Genomic DNA, 23,959 nt, shown 5'->3' with positions numbered 1-23,959 from the left:
GGGGGCGCCTGCGGCGGCCCGCCGCGTGTCGCGGTGAAGGCCGTCAGGTCGGGTGGGCCAGGGGTGAGGGGGGCGCTGGCGGGTCTTGGACGGCGGCGAGGCACCAGAAGAGGAGGGCTATCCCCATGGCGCCCGGGTCGGGGACGCCCAGGGCTCGGGCGCCGACGTAGCTGGCGCGGCCCTGGCGGGCGCGCATCGTGGCGGTGGCGTGGGCGCCGGCGGCGGCGGCCCGGGCCGCTCTCCGGAACGCGCCCTCGCCTGGCCGGGCCAGTTCCGCGGATGCGGGCGCAAGGGCGTCGAGCAGGGTGCGGTCGCCCGGCTCGGCCTCGCCCACGCGGCGGATGGCGGCCAGACCGGCCGCGGTGCCCTCGGCCCAGCCGGTGGCGGGGTCGTGATCCAGGGCGCGGGCGATCTCGCTGAACAGCAGGCCGAACAGGGGCCCGCTGGTGCCGCCGACCTCGTCGAGGAAGACCCGTCCCGCCACCTCGAAGCCGTGGCCGGTGGAGCCGGTGGCGTCCAGTTCGCGTGCCACGCGCTCCAGGCCGGCACGCAGGTTGTCGCCGAAGTCGCCGTCGCCGCTGGCCTGGTCCAGGCGGGTCAGCTCGGCGTGCGCCTCGGCGACCGCGGCGACGTAGCGGCGGAGCACGGACGAGCCGGTCATCGGATGGCCTCCTGATCCTGGCAGGGAAACGCGGGGGTGCGGGCGGGGGCCCGCCACCACTGGCTCCACCCGTCGTGGAGCCGGGTCAGGGTGAGGGAGAACCCGGCCATGTCGAGCGCGGGCACGAAGGTGCCGACCAGAGACTCGCGGATGTCCAGGCCACGGGCGTCGAGGTCCGCGGCCACCCGTTCGAAGATCGCGTACAGTTCGAGCTGCGTGGTCGCGCCGAGGCCGTTGACCAGGACCAGCAGGTCGTCCGGGCCGGGCGGCAGCGCCGCCAGCAGCTCGTCCACCATGCGCGGCAGCAGTTCCTCAAGCGGGGGCCGGTCGACGGTCTTCGCGGCGCGCTCCCCGTGGATGCCGACGCCGTACTCCAGCTCGGCCGGGCCGAGGTCGAAGGCCGGCGATCCGGTGTGCGGGGAGGTCTGCGCCCGCGCGGCGACCGCGAGGCTGCGCGACGCCGCGGCGAAGGCGGCGCCGAGGTCGGCGAGCTCGTCGAGTCCGCGCCCCTCGTCGGCCGCGGCGCCCAGCAGCTTCTCCACCACGACGGTCGCGCCCGTGCCACGCCGCCCGGTCGCGGTCTGCTCGCTGTCGGTCGCCAGGTCGTCGTCCACGAGCACGCGGCGGACCTCGATGCCCTCGTGCCGCAGCCGCTCGGCGGCGATGCCGAAGTTGATCCGATCGCCGGTGTAGTTCTTGACCACGTGCAGCACGCCGCCGCTCCCGGCCGCCGCCCGGCTGGCGTGCAGCACCTGCCGGTTGTGCGGTGAGGCGAACACCTGGCCGGGCGCGACCGCGTCGAGCATGCCGCGGCCGAGGAAGCCGGCGTGCAGGGGCTCGTGGCCGGAGCCCCCGCCGGACACCAGCCCGACCGAACGCCGCGGGTCACGCTCGCGCGCTCGCAGGTGGACCGGGTCCTCGCTCAGCTCCACGAGCCCGGCGTGGGCACGGGCGAAGCCGCGCAGCGCGGCGCCGACCGGATCGGCGCCGGGGAGAAAGGGGCGGCTCATCGGGCGCCCTCGCCGGTGCCGCGGGCTCCGACCGTACGTCCCCTGCGCCGGGCCCCGCCCGGGACAGGCGCTTCACCGTGGGCCAGCCGGGACGCGGCGAGGCTGGAGATCACGGCGACGCCGGCCATGTAGGCGACCAGCCAGGTCCAGTGCCCGCCGGCGGCGGCCAGGAGGGCGGTGCCGGCCAGCGGGGCGAGGCCGCCTCCAAGGGTGGCGCCGACCTGCTGGGTGACCGACAGGCCGGTGTAGCGCACATGCACCGGGTACAGGTTGGCGAACAGCGCCGCCTGCGCGCCGTACATGGAGCCGTGACCGACGGCCAGGCCGAGCACCATGGCCACGGTGGTCAGCGCGAAGTCGCCGGTCTGCACCATCAGGAAGAACGGCACGGCCAGCACGGCCTGGAACACCGCGCCGGCGATGTAGACCCTGCGCCGGCCCACACGGTCGGACAGCGCGCCGAACAACGGCAACGTGAAGCACTCCACCAGGCACGCGATCAGCACGGTGAGCAGCACGGGGCCGCGCGGCAGATCCAGCTCGGTGGTGACGTACGCGACCGCGACGACGTAGTAGACGTTGAACAGGCCGCTTTCGGCGATCTTGGCCAGGATGGACAGCACCACACTGCCGCTGTGCCGGACGAACAGCTCCTTGACCGGCACGGTGCGCACCTCGCGCTCGGCGCGCATTTTGACGAACTCGGGGCTCTCGCTCAGGCGCAGCCGGATGTAGAACCCGACGCCGATGAGGGCGATGCTCAGCAGGAACGGCAACCGCCACGCCCACGCCTCGTACGTGCCCTCGGGCAGGAAGGTGTCGAGCAGGGTGACCAGGCCCACCGGGAGCAGCACTCCCGCCGGGGTGCCGATGTGCACCAGAGAGGTGGACAGGCCCTGGCGCTCCTTGGGGCTGTACTCCAGGGCCATGAGCACCCCGCCGCCGTACTCGCCGCCCATGCCGAGCCCTTGCACCAGCCGGATCAGCACGAGCAGCAGCGGCGCGGTGATGCCGATCGACGCGTAGGAGGGGATCAGGCCGATCGCGAAGGTGCCCGCGCCCATCATCAGCATCGTGATGATCAGGACGTTCTTGCGGCCGAGCCGGTCGCCGAAGTGCCCGAAGATCAGGCCGCCGAGAGGCCGGGCCAGATAGCCGACGAAGAACGTGGCGAACGCGGCGAGCGTGCCGACCAGCGGCGTCTCGGCCGGGAAGAACACGTCGCCGAAGACGAGGGCCGCGGTGGTGGCGTACAGGGTGAAGTCGTAGTACTCCACCGTGGTCCCCAGAGCGCTGGCCCACACCACCCGCTTCAACGGCGTTCGCGGGACCGCCTGCGCCGCGGCGCGGTCGATCGAGCTGTCCATGAGCATCCCTTCACGTCAACCCCCGTCTGATAGTCTGATATATCAGACACTAGATTTTACGCGACCGCAACACCTGAGCCGAGGAGCCGTAATGCGCAGTCTCGATCTGCACGGGATGATCTCCACCGTCGTGACGCCCTTCGACGAGCACGACCGGGTGGACCTGGATCTGCTGCGGGGCGAGGTGAAGTACCTCCTGGACGCCGGCGTGACCGCGATCTGCGCCTGCGGCAGCACCGGCGAGGGCCAGACGCTCTCCCTGGAGGAGAGCACGGACATCTGCCGCGTGGTCGTCGAAGAGGTCGCCGGCCGGGTGCCGGTGATCGCCGGAGTGATCCAGAACTCCACGGCCCAGGTGATCCGCTACTCGCTGGCGCTGAAGGAGACGGGGGTGGACGCGCTGCAGATCACCCCGGTGCACTACGTCTTCTCCCCGTCCGCGGACGAGACCGTCGCCTACTTCCGCGAGATCGGCGAGGCGGTGGACCTGCCGATCGTGCTGTACAACGTAGTGCCCTGGGCACTGGTCCCCGTGGACGTGATCGAGCGGCTGGCCGAGGTGCCCCAGCTCGTCGCGGTCAAGCAGAGCGGGGGCGACATGCACCTGCTGGTCGACCTGCTGGCCAGGGTGCGCGACAGGTTCACCATCCTGGCCGCGCTGGACGACCTGCACTATCCGGCGTTCATGCTCGGGGCGCACGGCGCGCTGGCCGCCATCCCGACGGTCACGCCCCGGCTCAGCGTCGAACTGTGGAATGCCGTGCAGGCGGGTGACCATGATCTCGCGCGAGAACTGCACGAGCGTATCCTCACGGTGTGGCGGGCGATCGACGGCCCCAACCTGCCGGCGACGCTCAAGGCCGCGCTGCGGCTGCAGGGCCGCGACGGCGGGCTGCCGCGCAGGCCGTTCTCCCCCGCGAGCCCGGCCGAGCGCGAGCGCATCGCCGCGGCGCTGCGCGCGGCTAACCTGATCGCCTAGCCGCACCCGGAGCAACCGCCCCGCCCGCTGGAGAGCAGGAGAGACCGTGCCGCCTCTGACGCCCGTGACGAAGGACTCCCCGCTTGTCGTGGACTCGATCGCGGAGCAGCTCTACCGGATCCTGTGCGACCGGATCACCAGTGGTACGTACGCGCCCGGGTCGCGGCTGGACCCGCAGGCGGTCGCGGCGGAGTTCGGCGTCTCGCGGACCCCGGTACGCGAGGCGCTCGCCCGCCTCGAACTCGACCAGCTCATCGTGACGCGTCCGCGCTCGGGCACCTTCGTGGCCCGGCCGGGCATCACCGACGTGCACGAGGTCTGCCAGCTCCGCAAGGGCATCGAATGGGTCGCGACCGGGATCGCGGCCCGATCGATGCCGCTGGAGCAGATCGCCGACCTGCGCGCAGAGGCGGTCGAGGCGCTGGCCCGGGCCGAACAGGGCGACTACGAGCCGTTCTTCGCCAGCGACAGCCGGCTCCACAACGAGATCGTCGCGGCCACCGGCAACGCCCGCCTGATCCGGGCCCGCTCCTCCACCGAGCCGTTCGTACAGTGGCTCCGCGTGCTGGGCGCCACCGGCCCGCACCGCATCGCCGGATCCACCCGCCGCCACCTCCAGATCCTGGACGCGATGGCGGCCCGCGACACCACCGCCGCCCAGGAGGCGGCGGCCGTCCACCTGGACGAGGTCGAGGAGTGGACGGTCGCGGACATGGAGTCCAAGGCCATCGCCACCTGACCCGACGGGCCGCATGCCCCCACGTGGCGTGAGAATCCGGTCCGGACGCTCACGCCACGATCACCATCCGATGGCACACCAATGGCACGAGCCCCGTTTCCAAGATCGGAGACGGGGCTTTTTTCGCAGGTGGGCGGTACTGGGTTCGAACCAGTGACCCCTCGCTTGTAAGGCGAGTGCTCTACCGCTGAGCTAACCGCCCGGGCGCGATGTGCGGCACTACACCTTACGACACCATGGGGGGCGGTGGCACATCGGGCGGGTGCCAGGTGTCGGTTTCGGATGCCTGCCAGGCCAGGAGGGCGGCGCCGAGCATGCCGGCGTGGGGGCCCAGTGAGGACGTGTGCAGGGGTGGGGCGGGGCGGAAGGTGAGGCGGGAGGACAGGCGGGGGCGGAGGGGGGTCAGGAGGGTTTCGCCGGCCTGGGAGAGGCCGCCGCCCACGATTATGGCCGCCGGGTCCAGGAGGAGGGTGTAGGTGGCCAGGGCCAGGGAGAGGGCTTCCAGGGCGTCGGTCCAGACTTCCTGGGCGGCGGGGTCGGTCGGTGCGGCGGCGATGACCTCGGCGGTGGTGGCGGGGATGCCGGTCTTGTGGGTGTAGCGGCGGGGGATGGCGGAGGCGGAGGCGTAGGTTTCCAGGCAGCCGGTCTGACCGCAGGCGCATGTCTCGCCGCCGGGGAAGACGGGGATGTGGCCGATCTCGCCGGCCCAGCCGGTGGCGCCGGCGTACGGGGCGTCTTGGATGATCATGGCGCCGGCTATGCCGGTGCCTATGGGGAGGAAGAGGAAGTCCGAGAGGTCGCGGCCGGTGCCGAGGACGCTCTCGGCCAGGCCGGCGGTTCGGACGTCGTGGCCCAGGCGGATCGGGACGCCGGCCGCGGAGGGCGGGGTGAAGGCGCCGGCGGGGACGTCGCGCCAGCCGATGTTGGCGCTGTAGCGGGCGGCGTCGTCGGTGACCAGGCCGGGGACGACTATGCCTATGCCTGCGGGGGTTCCCGGCTCTGTCGTCATGAGGTCCGCTACGAAGGCGCGGATCGCCGCCACGGCGGCGTCCGCCGGGCGGGGGGTGGGGCGGCTCTCGGTGTGGGCGACCGTGCCGTCGGCGGTGACCACGCCGCCCTTCATGGAGGTGCCGCCGACGTCCAGGGCGACGACGTACGGCGGCATCAGGCGCGGCCCAGGACGCGGTTCAGGGCCGCGGCGACCTCGTCGGACAGGTCGTCCGAGGGCGCGGGGCGGCGGGCCCGGGCCGTGGCGCGGGCCTGGCGTACGGCGCCGCAGCCGCGGCACTCGACCTCGCCCAGCCGGCAGATCAGGCTGGTGGAGCCGCAGGTGTGGCAGGTGTCGAGCTGCAGGTCGTGCGCTCGCTGGCAGTCCGGGCAGATCAGGACCTGGGTCTCCTGGTGCACGCCGCGCCGCCACGGGCTGGCGCCGCGCACCGGGTCGGTCTGCCGGGCCCCGCATCGGTAGCAGGGCATGGTGGCCTCCGTAGGTGACGGGAAACTAGGAGATCTCGGCGAGCGCCTTGGTGTAGTCGGCCACGTCGCGTGCCTCGGGCACGGGGTTGACGACCTTCCACCGGACCACGCCCTCGCCGTCGATGATGAAAGTGCCCCGTTTGGCGAGCCCCTTATCCTCGTCGAACACGCCGTACGCCCGCGCGACCTCTCCGTGCGGCCAGAAGTCGGACAGCATGGCGAACTCGTAGCCCTCCTGCTCGGCCCAGGCGCGCTGGGCGAACATGGAGTCCACCGAGACGGTGAGCAGGCGGACGTCGGCGGGCAGGCCGGGCGCGAAGTCGTCCCTGAGGGCGTCCAGTTCGCCGTGGCATACCCGGCTGAAGGCGAGCGGGTAGAAGACGAGGACGATCCTGCTGCCGCGCAGGGCCGACAGCGTGACCGGTGTGCCGTGCTGGTCGGCCAAGGTGAAGTCCGGGGCTTGTGAGCCCGTTTCGATCCCCATCTTCGCCCCGCTTTCTCTCGGTTGTGGGCGTGCGCCATTCTCCTGCCGTACGACCGTCGGCCGTACGGCAGGGCGGCCCCCCGAACGTCTGTTGCCGGCCTAGCGACGCGTCTTGGGGGCCACCAGGCGGGTCCCCGACCAATCACGGGCGGCGCTGATACTGCTGGTCTGCGACAGTCCGGCCGTCGTGGCGTCCTCACCGATGTCGCTCGGCTCCACGTGGCCGCTCCTGCCGGCCTTGGGGGTGAGCAGCCAGATCTGCCCGCCTCCGGCCAGTGCGGTCTGGGCGTCGCTGAGGGCGTCGAACAGGTCGCCGTCGCCGTCGCGCCACCACAGCAGCACCACGTCGACGACGTCCTCGTAGTCCTCGTCGACCAGTTCGTTGCCGGTCAGTTCCTCGATGGACTCGCGCAGTTCCTCGTCGGAATCCTCGTCCCAGCCGACTTCCTGCACCACCTGACCCGGCTTGAGGCCGAGTCGTTCGGCCAGGCCGCGCTCGCCCTGCGCCTGACCCGCGGTCGCGCTCACGTTCATCCCTCCTGCTTGAATGGCCCCGCCTCATGCGGACTTCCGGCCCGATGACGGGCCTTCGCTATCGGCACAGTCCACACGCTGCGACCCACCGTCGTCAACGGTCGCCACGGCAACGAGCCGCCCGGGAGGCCCGTCCGTATGGATTAGTCGGACAAAAAAGACAAGCGGACACGCCGGTCCGGGTTGTCCACGTTCAGATCGACGAGCGCGACAGACTGCCAGGTGCCGAGCGCGAGCCGTCCGCCCAGGACGGGGACGGTGGCGTACGGCGGGATGAGAGCCGGCATCACGTGCGAGCGGCCGTGGCCGCGCGAGCCGTGCGCATGCCGCCAGCGGTCGTCGGCCGGCAGCAGGTCGGCCAGCGCCGCGAGCAAATCGTCGTCGCTGCCCGAGCCGAGCTCGATCAGCGCGATCCCCGCCGTCGCGTGCGGCACGAAGACGTGCAGCAGCCCGTCGCCCCCGCACTCGCGCGCGAAGTCCGCGCACGCGGGGGTGATGTCGTGGACCCGCTCTCTCCCGCCGGTCGCCACATCGATCTGTCTCGATCTCACGGTTCGATCTTATGGTTCCGCCTGCTCCTACGGCTTGCGCTGCGCGGGGACCACGATCGCGTCGGGGCCGGGGAAGATCAGGCCGGTGTGGCCGTCCTCGAAGCGCACGACGTACGGCGGGGCGCCCCCCGGGCCGCGCACCTCGATGATCTCGCCGCTCCTGTCGCGCTCGCCCACGATGTTGCCGTGCATGAGGAGCCGGTCCCCAACTGTCGCCTGCATCCGTGGTCGCCTCCTTTTCTGTGTGCATGCGAGGTCCAGAGCACTTCCCAGCCTCGTACGGCGAGGCCGGTTGGGGAAGAGGCCGGACGATGTCCACCACAACAGCCGGGACAACCACAACCGAATCGTTACGCTTCGCGGAAGTTCCCGGAAACGCGCCGCTCATCGGGGTGACGACTGATCGGGGAAAGTGATCCGTCGATGGAATCTTTGACTGTTTTCGCACACCCTGCGACAGTCGTCCTACGATCGGTGGTCTAGGCCAGAAGATACGCTCCTGCCAGCAGGGACATCTTTGGTTACCCGGTAGTAGAGTCGCGCTTTCCGGGGTAAGCGGCCAGGATGGAACTGACCTAGAACACCCACCACGAAGAGGCTTCACAAGTCCATCCTCGGAAGGCGAGACCCAGTGGCTTCCGGACGCCAGCGTTTCTCGATCATCAGCGACGGCCTACCCAGCCAGCTCCCTGATGTCGATCCCAGCGAGACTCAGGAGTGGCTCGAGTCGCTCGACACCGTCGTCAAGACGGAAGGACGGACACGGGCCCGCTACTTGATGCTGCGCCTGCTCGAACGGGCACGCGAGCACCAGGTCGGCGTGCCCGGCCTGCGAAGCACCGACTACATCAACACCATCCCGCCGGAGCGCGAACCGTGGTTCCCCGGCGACGAGCACGTCGAGCGCCGCATCCGCGCGTACATCAGGTGGAACGCGGCCATCATGGTCTCGCGCGCCAACGCGCGCACCAACGTCGGCGGCCACATCGCGACCTACGCCTCGGCCGCCTCCCTGTACGAAGTGGGCTTCAACCACTTCTTCCGCGGCAAGGACCACGGCGAGTCCGGCGACCAGGTGTTCATCCAGGGTCACGCCGCGCCGGGCATCTACGCCCGCGCGTTCCTGGAGGGCCGGCTGAACGAGGCCCAGCTCGACGCCTTCCGCCAGGAGCTCTCCCACGGCTTCCACGGGCTGCCGTCCTATCCCCACCCGCGGCTGATGCCCGACTTCTGGGAGTTCCCCACGGTGTCGATGGGCCTGGGCCCGATCGCCGCCATCTACCAGGCGCGGTTCAACCGCTACCTGCTCAACCGCAAGATCAAGGACACCAGCCGCAGCCACGTGTGGTGCTTCCTGGGCGACGGCGAGATGGACGAGCCCGAGTCGCTGGGCGCCATCGGCCTGGCCGCCCGCGAGGAGCTGGACAACCTCACCTTCATCATCAACTGCAACCTCCAGCGCCTCGACGGCCCGGTGCGCGGCAACGGCAAGATCATCCAGGAGATGGAGTCGTTCTTCCGCGGCGCCGGGTGGAACGTCATCAAGGTGGTGTGGGGCCGCGACTGGGACCCGCTGCTGGCCGCCGACGTGGACGGCGTGCTGGTCAACAAGATGAACACGACCCCCGACGGCCAGTTCCAGACCTACTCCGTCGAGTCGGGCGCCTACATCCGCGAGCACTTCTTCGGCGACGACCCGCGGCTGCGCAAGATGGTCGAGCACATGTCCGACGACGACATCCGCAAGCTGTCGCGCGGCGGCCACGACTACCGCAAGGTGTACGCCGCGTTCAAGGCGGCCCGCGAGCACGTCGGCCAGCCGACGGTCATCCTCGCCCAGACCATCAAGGGCTGGACCCTGGGCAAGGACTTCGAGGCGCGCAACGCCACCCACCAGATGAAGAAGCTCACCAAGGCCGAGCTGAAGGAGTTCCGCGACCGGCTCTACCTGCCGATCCCCGACTCCGCGCTGGAGGGCGACCTGCCGCCCTACTTCCACCCGGGCGAGGGCGACGAGGAGATCGCCTACATGCAGGAGCGCCGCGCCGCGCTGGGCGGCTACCTGCCCAAGCGGGTCGTACGCGCCAAGCCGCTCAAGCTCCCCGGCGACCCGGTCTACGCCGACCTGAAGAAGGGCTCGGGCAAGCAGGCGGTCGCCACCACGATGGCCTTCGTACGCCTGCTGAAGGACCTCATGCGCGACAAGGAGATCGGCGCCCGGTTCGTGCCGATCATCCCGGACGAGGCGCGCACGTTCGGCATGGACGCGATGTTCCCGTCCGCGAAGATCTACTCCCCGCACGGGCAGACGTACGAGGCGGTCGATCGCAACCTGCTGCTGTCCTACAAGGAGTCCGCCGAGGGCCAGATCCTGCACGAGGGCATCAGCGAGGCCGGCTCGATGGCCTCCACGATCGCCGCCGGCACCGCCTACGCCACCCACGGCGAGCACATGGTGCCGATCTACGTCTTCTACTCCATGTTCGGCTTCCAGCGCACCGCCGACCAGATGTGGCAGATGGCCGACCAGATGGGCCGCGGCTTCCTGCTGGGCGCCACCGCCGGGCGCACCACGCTGAACGGCGAGGGCCTGCAGCACGAGGACGGCCACACCCCGCTGATCGCCTCCACCAACCCGGCGGTGGTGACGTACGACCCGTCGTGGGCCTTCGAGATCGCGCACATCGTGCGCGACGGCCTGCGCCGCATGTACGGCGAGAACCCCGAGGACGTCTTCTACTACCTCACCGTCTACAACGAGCCCTACCTCCAGCCGGCGCAGCCCGAGGGCATCGACGTCGAGGGCCTGCTCCAGGGCCTGTACAAGTTCGCCGAGGCCCCCGACGGCGACGAGCGGCGGCCGCGGGCCAACATCCTGGCCTCCGGCGTGGCGGGCCCGTGGGCGCTGGAGGCGCAGCGGATGCTGGCCGAGGAGTGGGGCGTCGCGGCCGACGTGTGGTCGGCCACCTCGTGGTCGGAGCTGCGCCGCGAGGCGATGGCCTGCGAGGAGCACAACCTGCTCAACCCCGACGCCGAGCGGCGGGTGCCCTACGTCACCCGGCTGCTGTCGGGGGTGCGGGGGCCGTTCGTCGGCGTCAGCGACTACATGCGGGCGGTGCCCGACCAGATCGCCCGCTGGGTGCCCGGCGACTGGTCCTCGCTCGGCACCGACGGGTTCGGCCTGTCCGACACCCGCTCGGCGCTGCGCCGCCACTTCCACGTGGACGCCGCCTCGATCACGCTGGCGGTGCTCACCAAACTCGCCGAGCGCGGCGAGGTCAAGCCCGAGGCGCTGCGCGAGGCGATCTCGCGCTACCACCTCAAGAACGGAGTCACCGAGGCCGGCGGCGCCGAGAGCAACGACACCCAGTCGATGGGGTTCTGACCCGAGCCGAGATGACGTGAGAAACGGGCCCGGCCGCGCCACGGCCGGGCCCGTTCTCGTGCCGTGCCTCACGATCACGGCTTTGGGCGTGCGTCGGGGCGTGCCTCGGGTTCACGCCTCGGGGCGTGCCTCAGGTCGTCGCCAGGGCCTCCGTGGGCGACAGGCGGGCGGCCCGCATGGCCGGGTAGAGGCCGGCGAGGGTGCCGATGACCAGGGTGGCGCCCACCGCGCCGCCGAAGGCCCAGGGCGGCACGACGGCCGGCCAGTCCTTGGAGGTCGCGTACGCGATCGTGGCCGCCGCGCCGAGCACGCCCCCGGCCACCCCGCCGAGCGCCGACAGCAGCAGCGACTCGGCCAGGAACTGCACCCGCACCTGGCCCCGGGTGGCGCCCAGCGAGCGGCGCAGCCCGATCTCCCTGCGCCGCTCCAGCACCGAGATCACCATCGTGTTGGCCACGCCCACGCCGCCGACCAGCAGCGCGACCGCGCCCAGGCCGAGCAGCAGGTTGGTGAACGCGCCCGCGGCGGCGGCCTTGGCGGCCAGCGCGTCGGAGGGCCGGCTGACGTCCACCTCCTCCGGGTTCTCCGGGTTCACCGTACGCGGCAGCACGTCGCGCACGGCCTCCACCGACGCGTCCGTGGACCGCTCGTAGATCTTGGTGGGGTGGCCGTCGAAGCCGAGGTAGCGGGCCGCGGCCTCGAAGCCGACCAGCGCCGACCGGTCGATCTCGGGGGCGAGCGGCAGGGTGTCCAGGATGCCGACCACCACGAACCACCGGCCGCCGATGTAGACCTGGCCGCCGGGCTCGGTGACGCCCAGCCGCTGGGCGGACACCGAGCCGAGCACCACCGCGGGGTAGCGCCCGGTGGCCTGGTTCAGCCACACCCCCGAGCGCATCCGGCCCTCCAGGGTGCGCAGCAGCTCGCCGTCGGCGGCCTGCACCGCGATCCCGCCGGTGATCGCGCTGTCGATCTTGTCGGTGCGGCGCACCGTGGCGTCGATGGTCCCGGTCGCGGCGGCGCTGGTGACCGGGGCGATCCGGCGCACCATGTCCAGCGCGCTCGCGGGCAGCTTGGCCTCGGCGCCGAACAGCGTGCGCCCCGGCTCCACGGTCAGCAGGTTGGTGCCGAGCTTGTCGAGCTGCCGCAGCAGGTCCTCCCGGGACGAGGAGGAGATGCCGATCACGGCGACCATGGTGGCGATGCCGATCGCGATGCCGAGCGCCGAAAGGATCACCCGGGTGGGGCGGGAGCGCAGCCCGGCCGCCCCGACCCGCAGCACGTCCCGGCCCCGCATCCGCGCGGGCGTCAGCCGCTCGCCGCGGCCCTCCCGCCCCCTGCGCGCCGCGCTCATCGGGCGGCCTCCCTCGCCATGGCCGCGCCGCTCCCGCGCTCGTCGGCGACGATCAGCCCGTCCCGGACCCGTACGCGGCGGGGCGCCCACGCGGCGATCTCGGGGTCGTGCGTGATGATCGCGACGGTGGTGCCGGAGGCGTGCAGGCCGGCCAGCACGTCCAGCACCTCCGCCCCGGCGGCGGAGTCGAGGTTGCCGGTCGGCTCGTCGGCCAGCAGCACCGGCGGCTCGCCGACCACCGCGCGGGCGACCGCCACACGCTGCTGCTCGCCGCCGGAGAGCTGGTGGGGCCGGTGGCCGAGCCGGTGCCCCAGGCCGACCCGCTCCAGGGCCGCCGCGGCCCGCTCACGGCGCTCGCGCAGCGAGGGGCCGCTGTAGAGCAGGCCGTCGGCGACGTTGTCCAGGGCGCTCACCCCGGCGGAGAGGTGGAACTGCTGGAAGACGAAGCCGAGGTGCCGGGCGCGCAGCGCGGACAGCTCGCGATCGGACAGCCGGCCGACGTCGTGGCCGGCGATCCTGATCGTGCCGGTCGTGGGCCGGTCCAGCGTGCCGATCATGTGCAGCATGGTGGACTTGCCCGAGCCGGAGGGGCCGACGATGGCGAGCAGCTCGCCCGCGCGGACCTCCAGGTCCACGCCGCGCAGCGCGGCCACCCCGCCGGCGTACACCTTGGTGACGTCCCGCAGCTCGATGATGGGGGCGTCGGCGTCGCTGATCACGTGGACGGCACCCCGACCTTCATGCCCTCGGCCAGGCCCTCGCCGGAGATCTCGACGCGGCCCCCGCCGTACGCGCCGGTCTCCACGGGCACCAGCCGCGTCCTGCCGCCCTCCACGACCTCGACGCCGAAGCCGCCCTCGCGCAGCGCCAGCAGCGCCTCGACCGGCACCGAGAGCACGTTCTCGACCCGCTCGCTCTCCATCTCCACCGTCACCGGGGCCTGGTCCAGCCGGCCCGCGCCGCCCTTGCCCAGGGTGATCTCGACGTCGATGGTGGGGTTCTCGTCGCCGCCCTCCTCCCCGCCCTGCGGGACGCTGGCCACGGTCCCGACGAAGGTGATCTCGCCCTTCGCCTCGCGCCCGCCGGGCAGCTCCACGGTCACGCTCGCGCCCTTGCGCGCCAGCTCCTGATCGTCGGTGTCCAGATCGACCTGGACGACGCGGCGGGTGCCGGTCAGCTTCAGCACCGCGGCGCCGGGGCGTACCTTGTCGCCCACGCGCACCGACGCCTCGGCCACGCGCACCGGACCGTTCACGAAGAGCACCTGCGCGGCGTCCACGCTGCCGGTCTCGGGCAGGCCGCGGTCCTCCTGCCACTCCTTGACGGCGGCGTGGGTGGCGTAGGTGAAGTCGTCGTCCACGGTCATGTCATCGCCGTAGCCGAGCGCCTTGAGGTTACGCTCCAGTTGCTCGACGTCCGGGCCGTCGTCCACGCCCAGGTTCAGGGTGCGGTAGAGCGGCAGGCTGCCGTACATCAGCGTCAGCGGCTTGCGGTCCACCTTCAGCAGCGACCGCCCCCGCCTGATCACCGTGCCCTCGTCCGGGACCGCGGTGACGGTGCCGGACACCTCCGCCTTGACCTCGTGCTCGCCGGCGTACGTCAGCCGGCCGCTCACCGACTTGGTGTCCACCAGGTCGCCGCGGGTGATCTCCGCCGTCGCGGGGACGGGCGGGGCCGTCGGGCCCGCCGTGCCGCCCCGCCCGTTCAGGCCCACCGCCGCGACGCCCGCGCCGCCGAGCACCGCGGCCACGGCGACCCCGGCCAGCAGGGCTCCCTTGCGTCTCATGTCTGCTCGCTCACCTCCGTGCCGGGAGGTCGCACGCCTCCGGCACGCCGGCAGTTCTACGGGCGCCGTGGTTAGCGACCCGTAAGCCGCGCCTGCTTACCGGCGCCTAACACCCGCTGGTCCAGGCTGGTCGGCGGAGGTGCGGGGTCATGCGCGTACTGGTGGTCGAGGACGAGGACGAGATGGCCGACGCCATCGCCCACGGGCTGCGCCGGCGGGCCATCGCCGTGGACGTCGTCTACGACGGCGTGCAGGCCATGGACCGGCTGGCGTACGTGGACTACGACGTGGTGGTGCTGGACCGCGACCTGCCCGAGTTGCACGGCGACGAGGTGTGCCGGCGGCTGGTGGCGATGGAGCGCGGCAGCCGGATTCTGATGCTGACCGCGATGGGCGAGGTCGGCGACCGGGTGGACGGGCTCGGGCTCGGCGCGGACGACTACCTGCCCAAGCCGTTCGCGTTCACCGAGCTGGTGGCCAGGGTGCGTACGCTGGCCCGGCGCACGGCCCCGGCGAAACCGGGCGCCCTGGAGCGCCGGGGCCTGGTGCTGGACCCGGCCGCCCGCACGGTGAGCCGGGACGGCGCCGCCCTCACCCTGACGCGCAAGGAGTTCGCGCTGCTGGAGGTGCTGCTGCGGGCCGGCGGCGGGGTGGTGCGCACGCGCGACCTGCTCGCGCAGGCGTGGGACGAGCACTACGAGGCGGGCACGGGCGCGCTGCGGGTCGCGATGGCCACCCTGCGCAGGAAGCTCGGCGACCCGCCGCTGATCGAGACCGTGCCCGGCCGGGGGTACCGGCTGTGAGGACACGCGGAGGTGCGATGACGCGACGGCGCGGGCGGGTGTGGCGCGGCTTCGGGCTGCGGGCGCGGCTGACCCTGCTCTACAGCGGCCTGTTCTTCGCCGCGGGCACGGCCCTGCTGTGGGTGACGTACGTGCTGACGGCGCGGGCGATGGAGCAGCAGCTCGTGACCCGGCTGGACACCAAGGTCATCGGCCAGGGGCTGCCGATGCCCCCGTCCAAGCAGCTCATCGCGGTCAGGGTGGGCGACGAGCTGACCCAGCAGATCGAGGCCGGCAAGGAGATCGTACTGGCGGACCTGATGCGCAACTCGGTGATCGGCCTGGTGGTCATCGGGGTGCTGGCGATCGGGTTCGGCTGGGTGATGACCGACCGGGCGCTGCGCCCGTTGCAGCAGGTCACCAGGACCGCCGAGCGGCTGTCGGAGAGCACCCTGCACGAGCGGATCGCGCTGGACGGGCCTCCGGACGACGTCAAGCGGCTCGCCGACACCTTCGACGCCATGCTGGACCGGCTGCAGCGGGCCTTCGACGGCCAGCGCCGGTTCGTCACCAACGCCTCCCACGAGCTGCGCACCCCGATCGCGATCAACCGCACCCTGATCGAGGTGGCCCTGGAGGAGCCCGACGCCTCCGACGACCTGCGCGCCCTGGGCAAGGCGCTGCTCGGCACCAACGCCAGGCACGAGCGGCTGATCGAGGGGCTGCTGCTGCTCGCCCGCTCGGAGAACGAGCTGGTGGACCGCAAGCCGGTGGACCTGGAGCACGTGGCGGAGTCGGCGCTGGAGCAGCTCGGCCCGCTGGCCGAGCGGCGCGGGATCACGCTGCGGCCCTGGCTGGCCCCGTGCGTGGCCTCGGGCGACGCGCTGCTGCTGGAGCGGTGCGTGTTCAACCTGGTCGAGAACGCGATCAAGTACAACCACCGCGGCGGGCACGTGCTGGTGCGCCTGGCCCGCGACGACGAGGGCGGGCTGGTGCTCGCCGTGGACAACACCGGCCCGCTCATCCCGGCGCACGAGGCCGGCGACCTGTTCGAGCCGTTCCGCCGCCTGCACGACCGCACCGGCTCCGCCAGGGGCGCGGGCCTGGGCCTGTCGATCGTACGCGCCATCGCGCAGGCGCACGGCGGCTCGGTGACCGCCGTCCCGCGGCCCAGCGGCGGACTGTCGGTGACCCTGCGCCTGCCCGAGTCGGCCGCGGCGCCCGCCCCGCTCCCCCGCGCCACGGGCGCCGCGGGCGCCACGGACAGCCTGGACAGGCTGGACACGCTGGACACCCTGACTCCGGTCCCCTGAGCCCCCGTTCCGGAACGCGGCACGTGCCCCCGGCCGGGCCGTGCCCCGGCCGGGGGCCGCCGGGGCTCAGGAGCCCGGCACCCGGGACCTGTCGGGGCCGCCGCCGGGCATCAGGTGCTCGCACGCCTTCTGCGCCTGTTCCATCTTCTCGGGGGAGACGCCCTTGGGCTTGACGATCATCAGCGCGCCGCCGTCGGTCTTCGGGTCCTCCATGTCGATGCCCTGCTCGCGCATGCACCGGACGAACTTGAGCAACTGGTCCTGGGCCTTCGCGTCGGGCCTGCCCTTGCCGATGCCGCCGCCCTGGAGGTACTTGCCGCAGGCCCGCTGCGCCTCCTCCATCTTCTTCCGGTCGCCGCCCTTGTAGGTGATTTTGATGCGGCCGCTGGAGTCGGGGTCCTCCATGTCGATGCCGTGCTCGCGCATGCACTGGGCGAACTTGTACGGATCGCTGGACCCGGACGGCGAGGGCGTGGCCGTGGCCCCCGCGCTCCCCCGCTCGCCCGTCACCGACGCGACGCCGACCTCGGCGGGCTCGCCGCCGCAGCCGGCCAGGGCGAGCAGCGGCAGCGCCCCGACGAGCAGTGCCGCACGCCGGAAAGTCATGATGAACGCACCTCCACCTCCGAGAGGTCGCACGCCTCGCGGATGTGCATCCATGTCTATGGAGGTGGAGGTTAGCGACATGTAAGCCGCGTACGCCCGCCTGCGCCGCCGGTCGCGCGGTGATCCCGGGCGCGCCGCCGTTCGGCGGTCGGCGGCGAGCCCGGGAGGCTTCAGGGGCGCGGGCGGAAGGGCGTCACTTGGGCGCGAACAGCCCGAACAGGTTGCCGGCGGGGTCGGTCACGTAGGCGAAGTCGGGGCCGCCGGCCGCGCCGACGACCTTCGAGGTGACCGTGCCGCCCAGTTTCTCCACCCGTTCGCAGGCCGCCTCGACGTCGGCGACGGCGACCGAGAAGATCGCGTGGGGCCGCATCTTCCCCCCGGTCGCGAAGATGCCGCCGGACGGCGCCTGCGCGCCGGGGTAGGTGATCAGCCGGTAGTCCATGCCGGCCTCGGCCGAGCCGGGGTCGGCGGCGAAGGTCCAGCCGAACAGCTCGCCGTAGAACCGCTGGGCCCCCTCGGGGTCCTCGGTCGCGACCTCGAACCACATGACGGTGTCGAGCGCGTCGCTCATGCGCGTCCTCCTTGGTTTTTCCGAACGCACTTACGATTACACGCGCTCGCGACAACCCCCTGTCGGTGTTTTCGCACCATCTTTCGCTCACGTCAATCCAGCACCGGATGCCGCACCAGCATGTCGGGCACGTCGGTGACGAACTGCTCGGGCGGGCGCGCCGGGCAGCGCTCGCCCGTCGCCACGGCCTCGGCGATCCGGTCGAGCCGGAACACCCGCACGTCGTCGCGGAGCCGGCACCAGCCCACGAGGTACCAGATGCCGCCCACGCCGCCGAGGAACACCCCGGGCTCGATCTCGCGCTCGGTCACCTGCCCCTTGCGGTCGCGGTAGCCGATGCGCAGCACCCAGCGGTGCAGCAGGGCGTCCTCGATCACCCGGGCGACCTCGGCCGACACGGCCGCCGTGGCGGCTTCGTCGCCGCGCTCGATCAGCCGCACCCGCTCGGCCAGCTCGCGCGCCCGCTCGCCGTCGGGCGCGGGCATGGCGGCCACGAGCTTGCGCAGCGCGCTGCGGGCGTGCCTGGCGAAGGGCGGCCCGCCCGCCCCGCCCAGCGCCACCGCGATGGCGACGGCCTCGGCCGGGGTGAAGTTGAGCGGGGGAAGCGACATCTCCTTGTCGAGCGCGTAGCCGCCCCGCCTGCCGGGCTGGGGGTAGATCGGCACGCCCGCCTGCTGCAGGGCCGAGATGTCGCGCTCGATGGTGCGCGGGCTGACCCCGAAGCGCGCGGCGAGGTCGCGCGCCGACCGCCAGCGGGGGGAGATCGCGCGCAGCTCCTCGACGAGCGCGTACAGCCGGTCCGTACGGTTCACACTCGTGACGGTACGCGGTGGCACCGACATTCACGGGCTTCCGGAAGCCCCGTGGCCGCAGGGCGTACGGGATAGTAACCTTCCCGCCACTACCCCACAATTCTGTCACAAAGCGAAATGCACCGGCGAACCTCTCCTATTGGACCGTTCCTGGCGATACCCTGAGGCGATCACACAGCACGGGAGCTCAATGGCCGGCCACGCCCAGCAACGACCCGGAGGACCACCGGGCAAGAAGGTCCACTCCGAGCAGGGCGGCAAGGCGTCCAAGGCGGTCACCCTCATCACACTCGGTGTCGTGTCGCTGACGGTGGTCGCCTACTGCTCCGCGCAGGACGACGACTACTACGAGGACCCGGTCACCGCCGACTGCGTGGACCTCTCCCAGCCCCAGCCCGACGGGTCGTACCCGGTGGTGGACGAGTCCTACTGCGACGACGACGACGACGATGATGACGACGATGACGACGTCTACCACGGCTCGCACGGCGCGTACGGGTGGTACTACGGCGGTCTCCGCACCGGCATGCGGGTCACCGGCGGCACCACCCTGCGCCCCGGCGACGCGCACATCGTCAGCCGCAGCGGCAGCGTGATCCAGCGCGGCGGCTTCGGCGGGCGCGGGTCCGGCGGCGGCTGAGCGGTGCGCAGGGAACGCTTCGAGCCGCGCCCCGGCTGGCAGGCGACCATCGAGTCGCAGGGCCTGGCCTTCCACACCTCGGCCCACCCCGGCGACCTGACCCGCCCCTACTGGGACGAGAGCGTGCACTACTCCTTCACCATGGAGGAGGTGCTGAGCCTGGAGGAGCAGGTCGAGGAGCTGCACCGGATGTGCCTGGCCGCGGTCGAGCACGTCGTCGCGCACGGCCGCTACGCCGACTTCGCGATCCCCGCCTGGGCCGCCCCGGCGGTCGCGCGCTCCTGGGAGCGGCGCGACCCCCACCTGTACGGCCGCTTCGACCTGCGCTACGACGGCGCCGGCCCGGCCAAGCTGCTGGAGTACAACGCCGACACGCCCACCAGCCTGGTGGAGAGCTCGGTGGTGCAGTGGTTCTGGCTGCGCGACACCCACCCGGACGACGACCAGTGGAACTCCATCCACGAGCGGCTCATCGACCGCTGGAAGGAGATCGCCCCCTCCCTGCCCACCGGCCCGGTCCACTTCGCCTGGACCAACATGGACGAGACCGGCGAGGAGGCGATGACGATCGCCTACTTGCAGGAGACCGCCGAGCAGGCCGGGCTGGCCACCGCGGCCGTGGCGATGGAGGACATCGGCTGGGACCCGCTGAACCTGCGCTTCGCCGACATGGAGCGCCGGGTGATCCGCACGCTGTGCAAGCTCTACCCCTGGGAGTGGGCGGTGGCCGACCCGTTCGGGGAGCACGCGGTGCGCCAGCAGGGCCAGGTCGTCTGGATCGAGCCGCTGTGGAAGATGCTGCTGTCCAACAAGGCGCTGCTGGCGGTGCTGTGGGAGCTGTACCCGGACCACCCCAACCTGCTGCCGGCCTACCTGGACGGCCCGCGCGGCATGCGCTCCTACATCAGCAAACCGCTGCTCGGCAGGGAGGGCGCCGCGATGCGGGTGGTCACGCCCGGCGGGGAGTTCGCCACGCCCGGCGGGTACGGCGCCGAGGGCCACGTGCACCAGGAGTTCCTCCCGCTGCCCGACTTCGACGGGCAGCGCCCGGTGCTCGGCGCCTGGATCGTGCACGACGAGGCGGCCGGGCTGGGCATCCGCGAGACGTCCGGGCTGATCACCGACGACACCTCCTCCTTCGTCCCCCACCGCATCCGTAGTTAGAGCACCACAGGGAGAACCACCGACATGCCCACCGCCCTCGCGGCCCCCCTGGCAGAGACCCTGGGACGCGGCGCGCTCGCGATCCTCGCCTACGCCACGCTGGGCGTGCTCCTGCTCATCGCCGGCTTCTACGTGCTGGACCTGGCCCTGCCCGGCAAGCTGCGCGATGTGATCAAGACGGAGCGCAACCCGAACGCCACGCTGCTCACCGCGTCCGGGCTGGCCGCGATCGGGCTGATCGTGTCCGCCTCGATCTGGTCCTCCGGCGGCGCGCTGCACGAGGGGCTGCTCGCGACGCTGGTCTTCGGCCTGGTGGGCATCGCCGTGCAGACGCTGGCGATGCTGCTGTTCGACATCATCGCGGGCGTGTCCATCCGGGACCTGGTCACCGAGCCGGAGCTCCAGCCTGGCGCCCGGCTGCTCGCGGTGACTCACCTCGTACTTGGACTGATCACCGCAGTTGCCGTCATTTAGCCACAATTTGGACGCGGTGTGGGGTTGCGCGCGCGACCTGGCACTCTAGATGCGTGACCGAGCGAGCCGAGAAGCACAGCAGCGCGGAAGCGGCGGGCGACCGGACCCGGGAGGACACCACCCGGAGGCTCGAACGCGCGATGGGCGCGCTCGGCACGGCCGTGATGGCCCGGATGGACGAGCGGCTGCCCTGGTTCCGCGCGCTGTCGGCCGAGGACAGGTCGTGGGTGGGCCTGGTGGCGCAGGCCGGCATCGCGGCCTTCGTGGAGTGGTTCCAGCACGCCGACGAGGGCAAGCCCACGCCCAACATAGAGTTCTTCGGCACCGCGCCCCGTGAGCTGAAGCGCTCGATCTCGCTGCAGCAGACCGTGGACATCGTCCGCGTGGTGGTGGAGGTCGTCGACGCCCAGGTGGACGAGCTGGCCGCGCCCGGCGGCGAGGACCAGCTCGAACAGGCCGTGCTGCGCTACACCCGCGACGTCGCCTTCGCCGCCGCCCACGTCTACGCCCGCGAGGCCGAGGTGCGCGGCGCCTGGGACGCCCGCCTCGAAGCCCTGATCGTGGACGCCCTGGTACGCGGCGAGGTGGACGACGGGCTGCACTCCTGGGCCGCCGCGCTCGGCTGGACCTCCGCCCCCGTCATGGTGATCGCCGGGCACGCCCCCGAGGGCAAGCCCGAGACCGTCATCGACCGGCTGCGCGACAGGGGCCGCAGAAGCGGGCTCGACCTGCTGGCGGGGGTGCAGGGCGAGCGGCTGATCGTGATCGTCGGCGGCGCCGAGAACACCGCCGAGGCCGTGCGCCAGGTGGTGCCCAAGTTCGGCCCCGGCCCGATCGTCATCGGCCCCGAGGTGCCCGACCTGCACACCGCCGCGCGCTCGGCCCGCGCCGCGCTGGCCGGGCTGCGGGCGGCCTGCGGCTGGCCCGACGCGCCGCGCCCGGTGCACGCCGACGAACTGCTGGCCGAGCGGGCCATCGACGGCGACGCCGACGCCAGGGCGCAGCTCATCGAGAACGTGTACGTCCCGCTGGCGGGCACCCCGCTGCTCGACACCCTCGCCACCTACCTGGAGCAGGGCACCTCCCTGGAGGCCACGGCCCGGCTGCTGTTCGTCCACCCCAACACCGTGCGCTACCGGCTGAAGAAGATCACCGAACTGACCGGCTACCAGCCCACCGAGGGCCGCTCCGCCTTCACCCTCCAGGTCGGCCTGATCCTCGGCCGCCTGTCGGAGTCGGCGCTGCCGTGAGTCCGGCCTCATTCCCGGCACCCCCCGCCTGACCGGGCGGGGGAAACCATCCGGAAATGCCCGCTGTAGGACCCCTACAAAAAGCCGGGGACAAAGTTCGTACGGATCTCCATCCATGTAGCTGACCCCTACAGGGCAGGCTGAAGCGTGTGCTCGCCATCGTCGCTCCGGGCCAAGGCGCCCAGACTCCAGGCTTTCTGACCCCATGGCTCGAACTCCCGGGCCTCGCGGACCGGCTGTCCACGTGGTCCGAGGTCGTCGGCCTCGACCTGATCGCCTACGGCACGTCGGCGGAGGCTGACGAGATCCGCGACACCGCGGTCGCGCAGCCCCTCCTCGTGGCCGCCGCGCTCGCCGCGGCCGAGGCGCTGGGCGCCGAGCCCGATCTCGTCGCCGGCCACAGCGTCGGCGAACTCGCCGCCGCCGCGCTCGCCGGGGTGCTCACCACCGAGCAGGCGCTGACCCTGGTCCGCGAACGCGGCCAGGCCATGGCCAAGGCCGCGAGCGTCACCGAGACCGGCATGACCGCCGTGCTGGGCGGCGAGGAGGCCGAGGTGCTGGCCGCGCTCGACCGGCACGGCCTGACCCCGGCCAACATCAACGCCCCCGGCCAGATCGTCGCGGGCGGCACGGTCGAGCAGCTCGCCGCCTTCGCCGCCGACCCGCCGCCCCGGGCCCGGCTGCGGCCCCTGTCGGTGGCCGGCGCGTTCCACACCCGGCACATGGCGCCCGCGGTGGACCACCTGCGCCAGGCCGCCGCCGACATCACCCCGGCCGACCCGCGGATCACGCTGCTGTCCAACGCCGACGGCGCCGCCGTCGCCAGCGGGGCCGAGTTCCTCGACCGGCTGATCGCCCAGGTCAGCAACCCGGTGCGGTGGGACTCCTGCATGGAGACCATGGCCGCGCTCGGCGTCACCCACATGATCGAGCTCACCCCCGGCGGCACCCTCACCGCCATCGCCAAGCGGGCGCTCAAGGGCGTCACCACGGTCGCGCTGAAGACCCCCGACGACCTCGACGCCGCGCGGGAGGTCCTGCGGTGAGGCTGCCCCAGGGCGCCCCCGGGGCGCGCGTGCTCGCGTTCGGGCACTACCAGCCGGCCAACGTGGTCACCAACGACGACCTGGCCAAGACCATGGACACCGACGACGAGTGGATCCGCAGCCGCGTGGGCATCGCCGAGCGGCGGATCGCGGCCGAGACCGAGTCCGAGATCGACCTGGCCGTGCAGGCCGGCGGCAAGGCGCTGGCCGCCAGCGGCCTGTCGGCGGCCGACATCGACCTGGTGATCGTGGCCACCTGCACGATGGAGACCCAGATCCCCAACGCCGCGGCCCGGGTCGCCAGCCGGCTGGGCATCCACGCGCCCGGCGCCTACGACGTCAACGCCGCGTGCGCCGGCTTCTGCTACGCCCTCGCCGCGGCCTCCGACAACGTCCGGGCCGGCTCGGCCACCAACGTGCTCGTGGTCGGCACCGAGAAGTTCTCGCAGTGGATCGACTGGAACGACCGCGCCACCGCGGTGATCTTCGCCGACGGCGCGGGCGCCGCCGTGGTCGGCCCGTCCGAGACCCCGGGCATAGGCCCCGTCGTATGGGGCAGTTCCGGGGACAAGTACGACGCGATCATCATCAAGGACCGCGACTCCTTCCTGCACCAGGAGGGCCAGACCGTGTTCCGGTGGGCGACCACCTCGCTGCACCCCGTGGCCGTCGAGGCGTGCGAGCGTGCCGGCGTGGCGCCGTCGGAGCTGGCGGCCTTCGTGCCCCACCAGGCCAACCTGCGCATCATCGACTCGATCGCGCGTAAGATCGGCTCCGACCGGGCCGTGGTCGCCCGCGACATCGTGCTCGCGGGCAACACCTCGGCGGCCTCGATCCCGATGGCGCTGTCCCGCATGATCGAGCGCGGCGAGGTCCCCTCCGGGGGTCTGGCCCTGCTGCTCGGCTTCGGCGCCGGCCTCACCTACGCGGGCCAAGTGATCGAGATCCCATGAGACTTGCACGCCCGCCGGCCCT

General features: G+C 72.2%; 26 protein-coding genes and 1 tRNA gene. 11 read left to right on the top strand and 16 right to left on the bottom strand.

Features of this window, described 5'->3' with window-relative positions; genetic code table 11:
• Window positions 1-43: 43 nt before the first annotated feature.
• Genes HNP84_RS24345 through HNP84_RS24335 form a run of 3 tightly spaced genes read right to left on the bottom strand, consistent with a single transcriptional unit; the run spans window position 44 to window position 3,038 of the window.
• Entirely contained in the window at window positions 44-661 is a 618-nt protein-coding gene (locus tag HNP84_RS24345) for a DAK2 domain-containing protein (RefSeq protein ID WP_185052188.1), read from the bottom strand.
• The gene (locus HNP84_RS24340; RefSeq protein ID WP_185052187.1) at window positions 658-1,671 is read right to left on the bottom strand and encodes a dihydroxyacetone kinase subunit DhaK; all 1,014 of its coding nucleotides are present in this window, start codon (window positions 1,669-1,671) and stop codon (window positions 658-660) included. Before HNP84_RS24340 ends, HNP84_RS24345 begins: the two co-directional genes overlap by 4 nt.
• Window positions 1,668-3,038: an MFS transporter gene (locus HNP84_RS24335; RefSeq protein ID WP_185052186.1), complete on the bottom strand. Its 1,371-nt coding sequence runs from the start codon at window positions 3,036-3,038 to the stop codon at window positions 1,668-1,670. The genes HNP84_RS24340 and HNP84_RS24335 overlap by 4 nt, the downstream gene beginning before the upstream one ends.
• Before the next feature lie 91 nt (window positions 3,039-3,129).
• Between HNP84_RS24335 and HNP84_RS24330 the strand changes: the two genes are divergently transcribed.
• The gene (locus HNP84_RS24330) at window positions 3,130-4,017 is read left to right on the top strand and encodes a dihydrodipicolinate synthase family protein (RefSeq protein WP_185052185.1); all 888 of its coding nucleotides are present in this window, start codon (window positions 3,130-3,132) and stop codon (window positions 4,015-4,017) included.
• Between the two features lie 46 nt (window positions 4,018-4,063).
• The gene (locus tag HNP84_RS24325; RefSeq protein WP_221336653.1) at window positions 4,064-4,756 is read left to right on the top strand and encodes a GntR family transcriptional regulator; all 693 of its coding nucleotides are present in this window, start codon (window positions 4,064-4,066) and stop codon (window positions 4,754-4,756) included.
• Window positions 4,757-4,886: 130 nt separating this feature from the next.
• Here the strand turns inward: HNP84_RS24325 and HNP84_RS24320 are convergent.
• From HNP84_RS24320 to HNP84_RS24290, 7 genes are all read right to left on the bottom strand, one after another.
• Window positions 4,887-4,958 (bottom strand) — tRNA-Val (locus HNP84_RS24320).
• Between the two features lie 24 nt (window positions 4,959-4,982).
• Complete coding sequence (locus HNP84_RS24315; RefSeq protein WP_185052184.1) at window positions 4,983-5,921, bottom strand: ROK family protein; 939 nt, start codon at window positions 5,919-5,921, stop codon at window positions 4,983-4,985.
• Window positions 5,921-6,232: a hypothetical protein gene (locus HNP84_RS24310; protein WP_185052183.1), complete on the bottom strand. Its 312-nt coding sequence runs from the start codon at window positions 6,230-6,232 to the stop codon at window positions 5,921-5,923. Before HNP84_RS24310 ends, HNP84_RS24315 begins: the two co-directional genes overlap by 1 nt.
• A 25-nt stretch (window positions 6,233-6,257) precedes the next feature.
• Window positions 6,258-6,716: a peroxiredoxin gene (locus HNP84_RS24305; RefSeq protein ID WP_185052182.1), complete on the bottom strand. Its 459-nt coding sequence runs from the start codon at window positions 6,714-6,716 to the stop codon at window positions 6,258-6,260.
• A gap of 99 nt (window positions 6,717-6,815) precedes the next feature.
• Window positions 6,816-7,244: a DUF3052 domain-containing protein gene (locus HNP84_RS24300; protein WP_185052181.1), complete on the bottom strand. Its 429-nt coding sequence runs from the start codon at window positions 7,242-7,244 to the stop codon at window positions 6,816-6,818.
• 149 nt (window positions 7,245-7,393) lie between these two features.
• A complete protein-coding gene (locus tag HNP84_RS24295) occupies window positions 7,394-7,801 on the bottom strand; it encodes a YjbQ family protein (protein WP_185052180.1) in 408 nt (135 codons plus the stop codon).
• A gap of 27 nt (window positions 7,802-7,828) precedes the next feature.
• Window positions 7,829-8,023: a DUF1918 domain-containing protein gene (locus tag HNP84_RS24290; protein ID WP_185052179.1), complete on the bottom strand. Its 195-nt coding sequence runs from the start codon at window positions 8,021-8,023 to the stop codon at window positions 7,829-7,831.
• Between the two features lie 409 nt (window positions 8,024-8,432).
• Between HNP84_RS24290 and aceE the strand changes: the two genes are divergently transcribed.
• Complete coding sequence (gene aceE / locus HNP84_RS24285; protein WP_185052178.1) at window positions 8,433-11,186, top strand: pyruvate dehydrogenase (acetyl-transferring), homodimeric type; 2,754 nt, start codon at window positions 8,433-8,435, stop codon at window positions 11,184-11,186.
• Between the two features lie 130 nt (window positions 11,187-11,316).
• Here the strand turns inward: aceE and HNP84_RS24280 are convergent, their stop codons facing one another.
• Genes HNP84_RS24280 through HNP84_RS24270 form a run of 3 tightly spaced genes read right to left on the bottom strand, consistent with a single transcriptional unit; the run spans window position 11,317 to window position 14,326 of the window.
• Complete coding sequence (locus HNP84_RS24280) at window positions 11,317-12,540, bottom strand: ABC transporter permease (protein ID WP_185052177.1); 1,224 nt, start codon at window positions 12,538-12,540, stop codon at window positions 11,317-11,319.
• Entirely contained in the window at window positions 12,537-13,259 is a 723-nt protein-coding gene (locus HNP84_RS24275) for an ABC transporter ATP-binding protein (RefSeq protein ID WP_312925611.1), read from the bottom strand. Before HNP84_RS24275 ends, HNP84_RS24280 begins: the two co-directional genes overlap by 4 nt.
• Window positions 13,256-14,326, bottom strand: a complete 1,071-nt coding sequence (locus HNP84_RS24270) for an efflux RND transporter periplasmic adaptor subunit (RefSeq protein ID WP_185052176.1) — start codon at window positions 14,324-14,326, stop codon at window positions 13,256-13,258. The genes HNP84_RS24275 and HNP84_RS24270 overlap by 4 nt, the downstream gene beginning before the upstream one ends.
• A 149-nt stretch (window positions 14,327-14,475) precedes the next feature.
• On the opposite strand from HNP84_RS24270, the gene HNP84_RS24265 reads away from it, so the two are divergent.
• Entirely contained in the window at window positions 14,476-15,129 is a 654-nt protein-coding gene (locus HNP84_RS24265; RefSeq protein WP_185052175.1) for a response regulator transcription factor, read from the top strand.
• Between the two features lie 17 nt (window positions 15,130-15,146).
• Window positions 15,147-16,421, top strand: coding sequence for a sensor histidine kinase (locus HNP84_RS24260; RefSeq protein ID WP_185052174.1), 1,275 nt, complete (start codon window positions 15,147-15,149; stop codon window positions 16,419-16,421).
• A 66-nt stretch (window positions 16,422-16,487) separates the two neighbouring features.
• Here the strand turns inward: HNP84_RS24260 and HNP84_RS24255 are convergent, their stop codons facing one another.
• The 3 genes from HNP84_RS24255 to HNP84_RS24245 all read right to left on the bottom strand — a co-directional run bounded on the left by HNP84_RS24255 (window position 16,488) and on the right by HNP84_RS24245 (window position 18,410).
• A complete protein-coding gene (locus HNP84_RS24255) occupies window positions 16,488-17,027 on the bottom strand; it encodes a hypothetical protein (protein WP_185052173.1) in 540 nt (179 codons plus the stop codon).
• A 193-nt stretch (window positions 17,028-17,220) separates the two neighbouring features.
• A complete protein-coding gene (locus tag HNP84_RS24250; RefSeq protein ID WP_185052172.1) occupies window positions 17,221-17,598 on the bottom strand; it encodes a VOC family protein in 378 nt (125 codons plus the stop codon).
• A 92-nt stretch (window positions 17,599-17,690) separates the two neighbouring features.
• On the bottom strand, window positions 17,691-18,410 hold the full coding sequence (locus tag HNP84_RS24245; RefSeq protein WP_185052171.1) for a helix-turn-helix transcriptional regulator: 720 nt from the start codon (window positions 18,408-18,410) through the stop codon (window positions 17,691-17,693).
• Between the two features lie 190 nt (window positions 18,411-18,600).
• Here HNP84_RS24245 and HNP84_RS24240 point away from each other — a divergent pair, with 190 nt between their 5' ends.
• The 6 genes from HNP84_RS24240 (at window position 18,601) to HNP84_RS24215 (ending at window position 23,937) form a co-directional block, all read left to right on the top strand.
• The gene (locus HNP84_RS24240; RefSeq protein WP_221336650.1) at window positions 18,601-19,050 is read left to right on the top strand and encodes a hypothetical protein; all 450 of its coding nucleotides are present in this window, start codon (window positions 18,601-18,603) and stop codon (window positions 19,048-19,050) included.
• Between the two features lie 3 nt (window positions 19,051-19,053).
• A complete protein-coding gene (locus HNP84_RS24235) occupies window positions 19,054-20,214 on the top strand; it encodes a glutathionylspermidine synthase family protein (RefSeq protein WP_185052170.1) in 1,161 nt (386 codons plus the stop codon).
• A gap of 24 nt (window positions 20,215-20,238) precedes the next feature.
• Entirely contained in the window at window positions 20,239-20,688 is a 450-nt protein-coding gene (locus tag HNP84_RS24230) for a DUF350 domain-containing protein (RefSeq protein ID WP_185052169.1), read from the top strand.
• 53 nt (window positions 20,689-20,741) lie between these two features.
• Window positions 20,742-21,938 carry a PucR family transcriptional regulator gene (locus HNP84_RS24225; RefSeq protein WP_376771950.1) on the top strand — a complete coding sequence of 399 codons (1,197 nt, stop codon included), beginning with the start codon at window positions 20,742-20,744 and terminating at the stop codon, window positions 21,936-21,938.
• Window positions 21,939-22,087: 149 nt separating this feature from the next.
• Window positions 22,088-22,984: an ACP S-malonyltransferase gene (locus tag HNP84_RS24220; RefSeq protein ID WP_185052168.1), complete on the top strand. Its 897-nt coding sequence runs from the start codon at window positions 22,088-22,090 to the stop codon at window positions 22,982-22,984.
• On the top strand, window positions 22,981-23,937 hold the full coding sequence (locus HNP84_RS24215; protein ID WP_185052167.1) for a beta-ketoacyl-ACP synthase III: 957 nt from the start codon (window positions 22,981-22,983) through the stop codon (window positions 23,935-23,937). Before HNP84_RS24220 ends, HNP84_RS24215 begins: the two co-directional genes overlap by 4 nt.
• The last annotated feature ends 22 nt before the right edge of the window (window positions 23,938-23,959 follow it).

Source organism: Thermocatellispora tengchongensis (assembly GCF_014202315.1).
GTDB classification, from domain to species: domain Bacteria; phylum Actinomycetota; class Actinomycetes; order Streptosporangiales; family Streptosporangiaceae; genus Thermocatellispora; species Thermocatellispora tengchongensis.
This window is presented reverse-complemented; position numbering and strand designations above follow the sequence as displayed.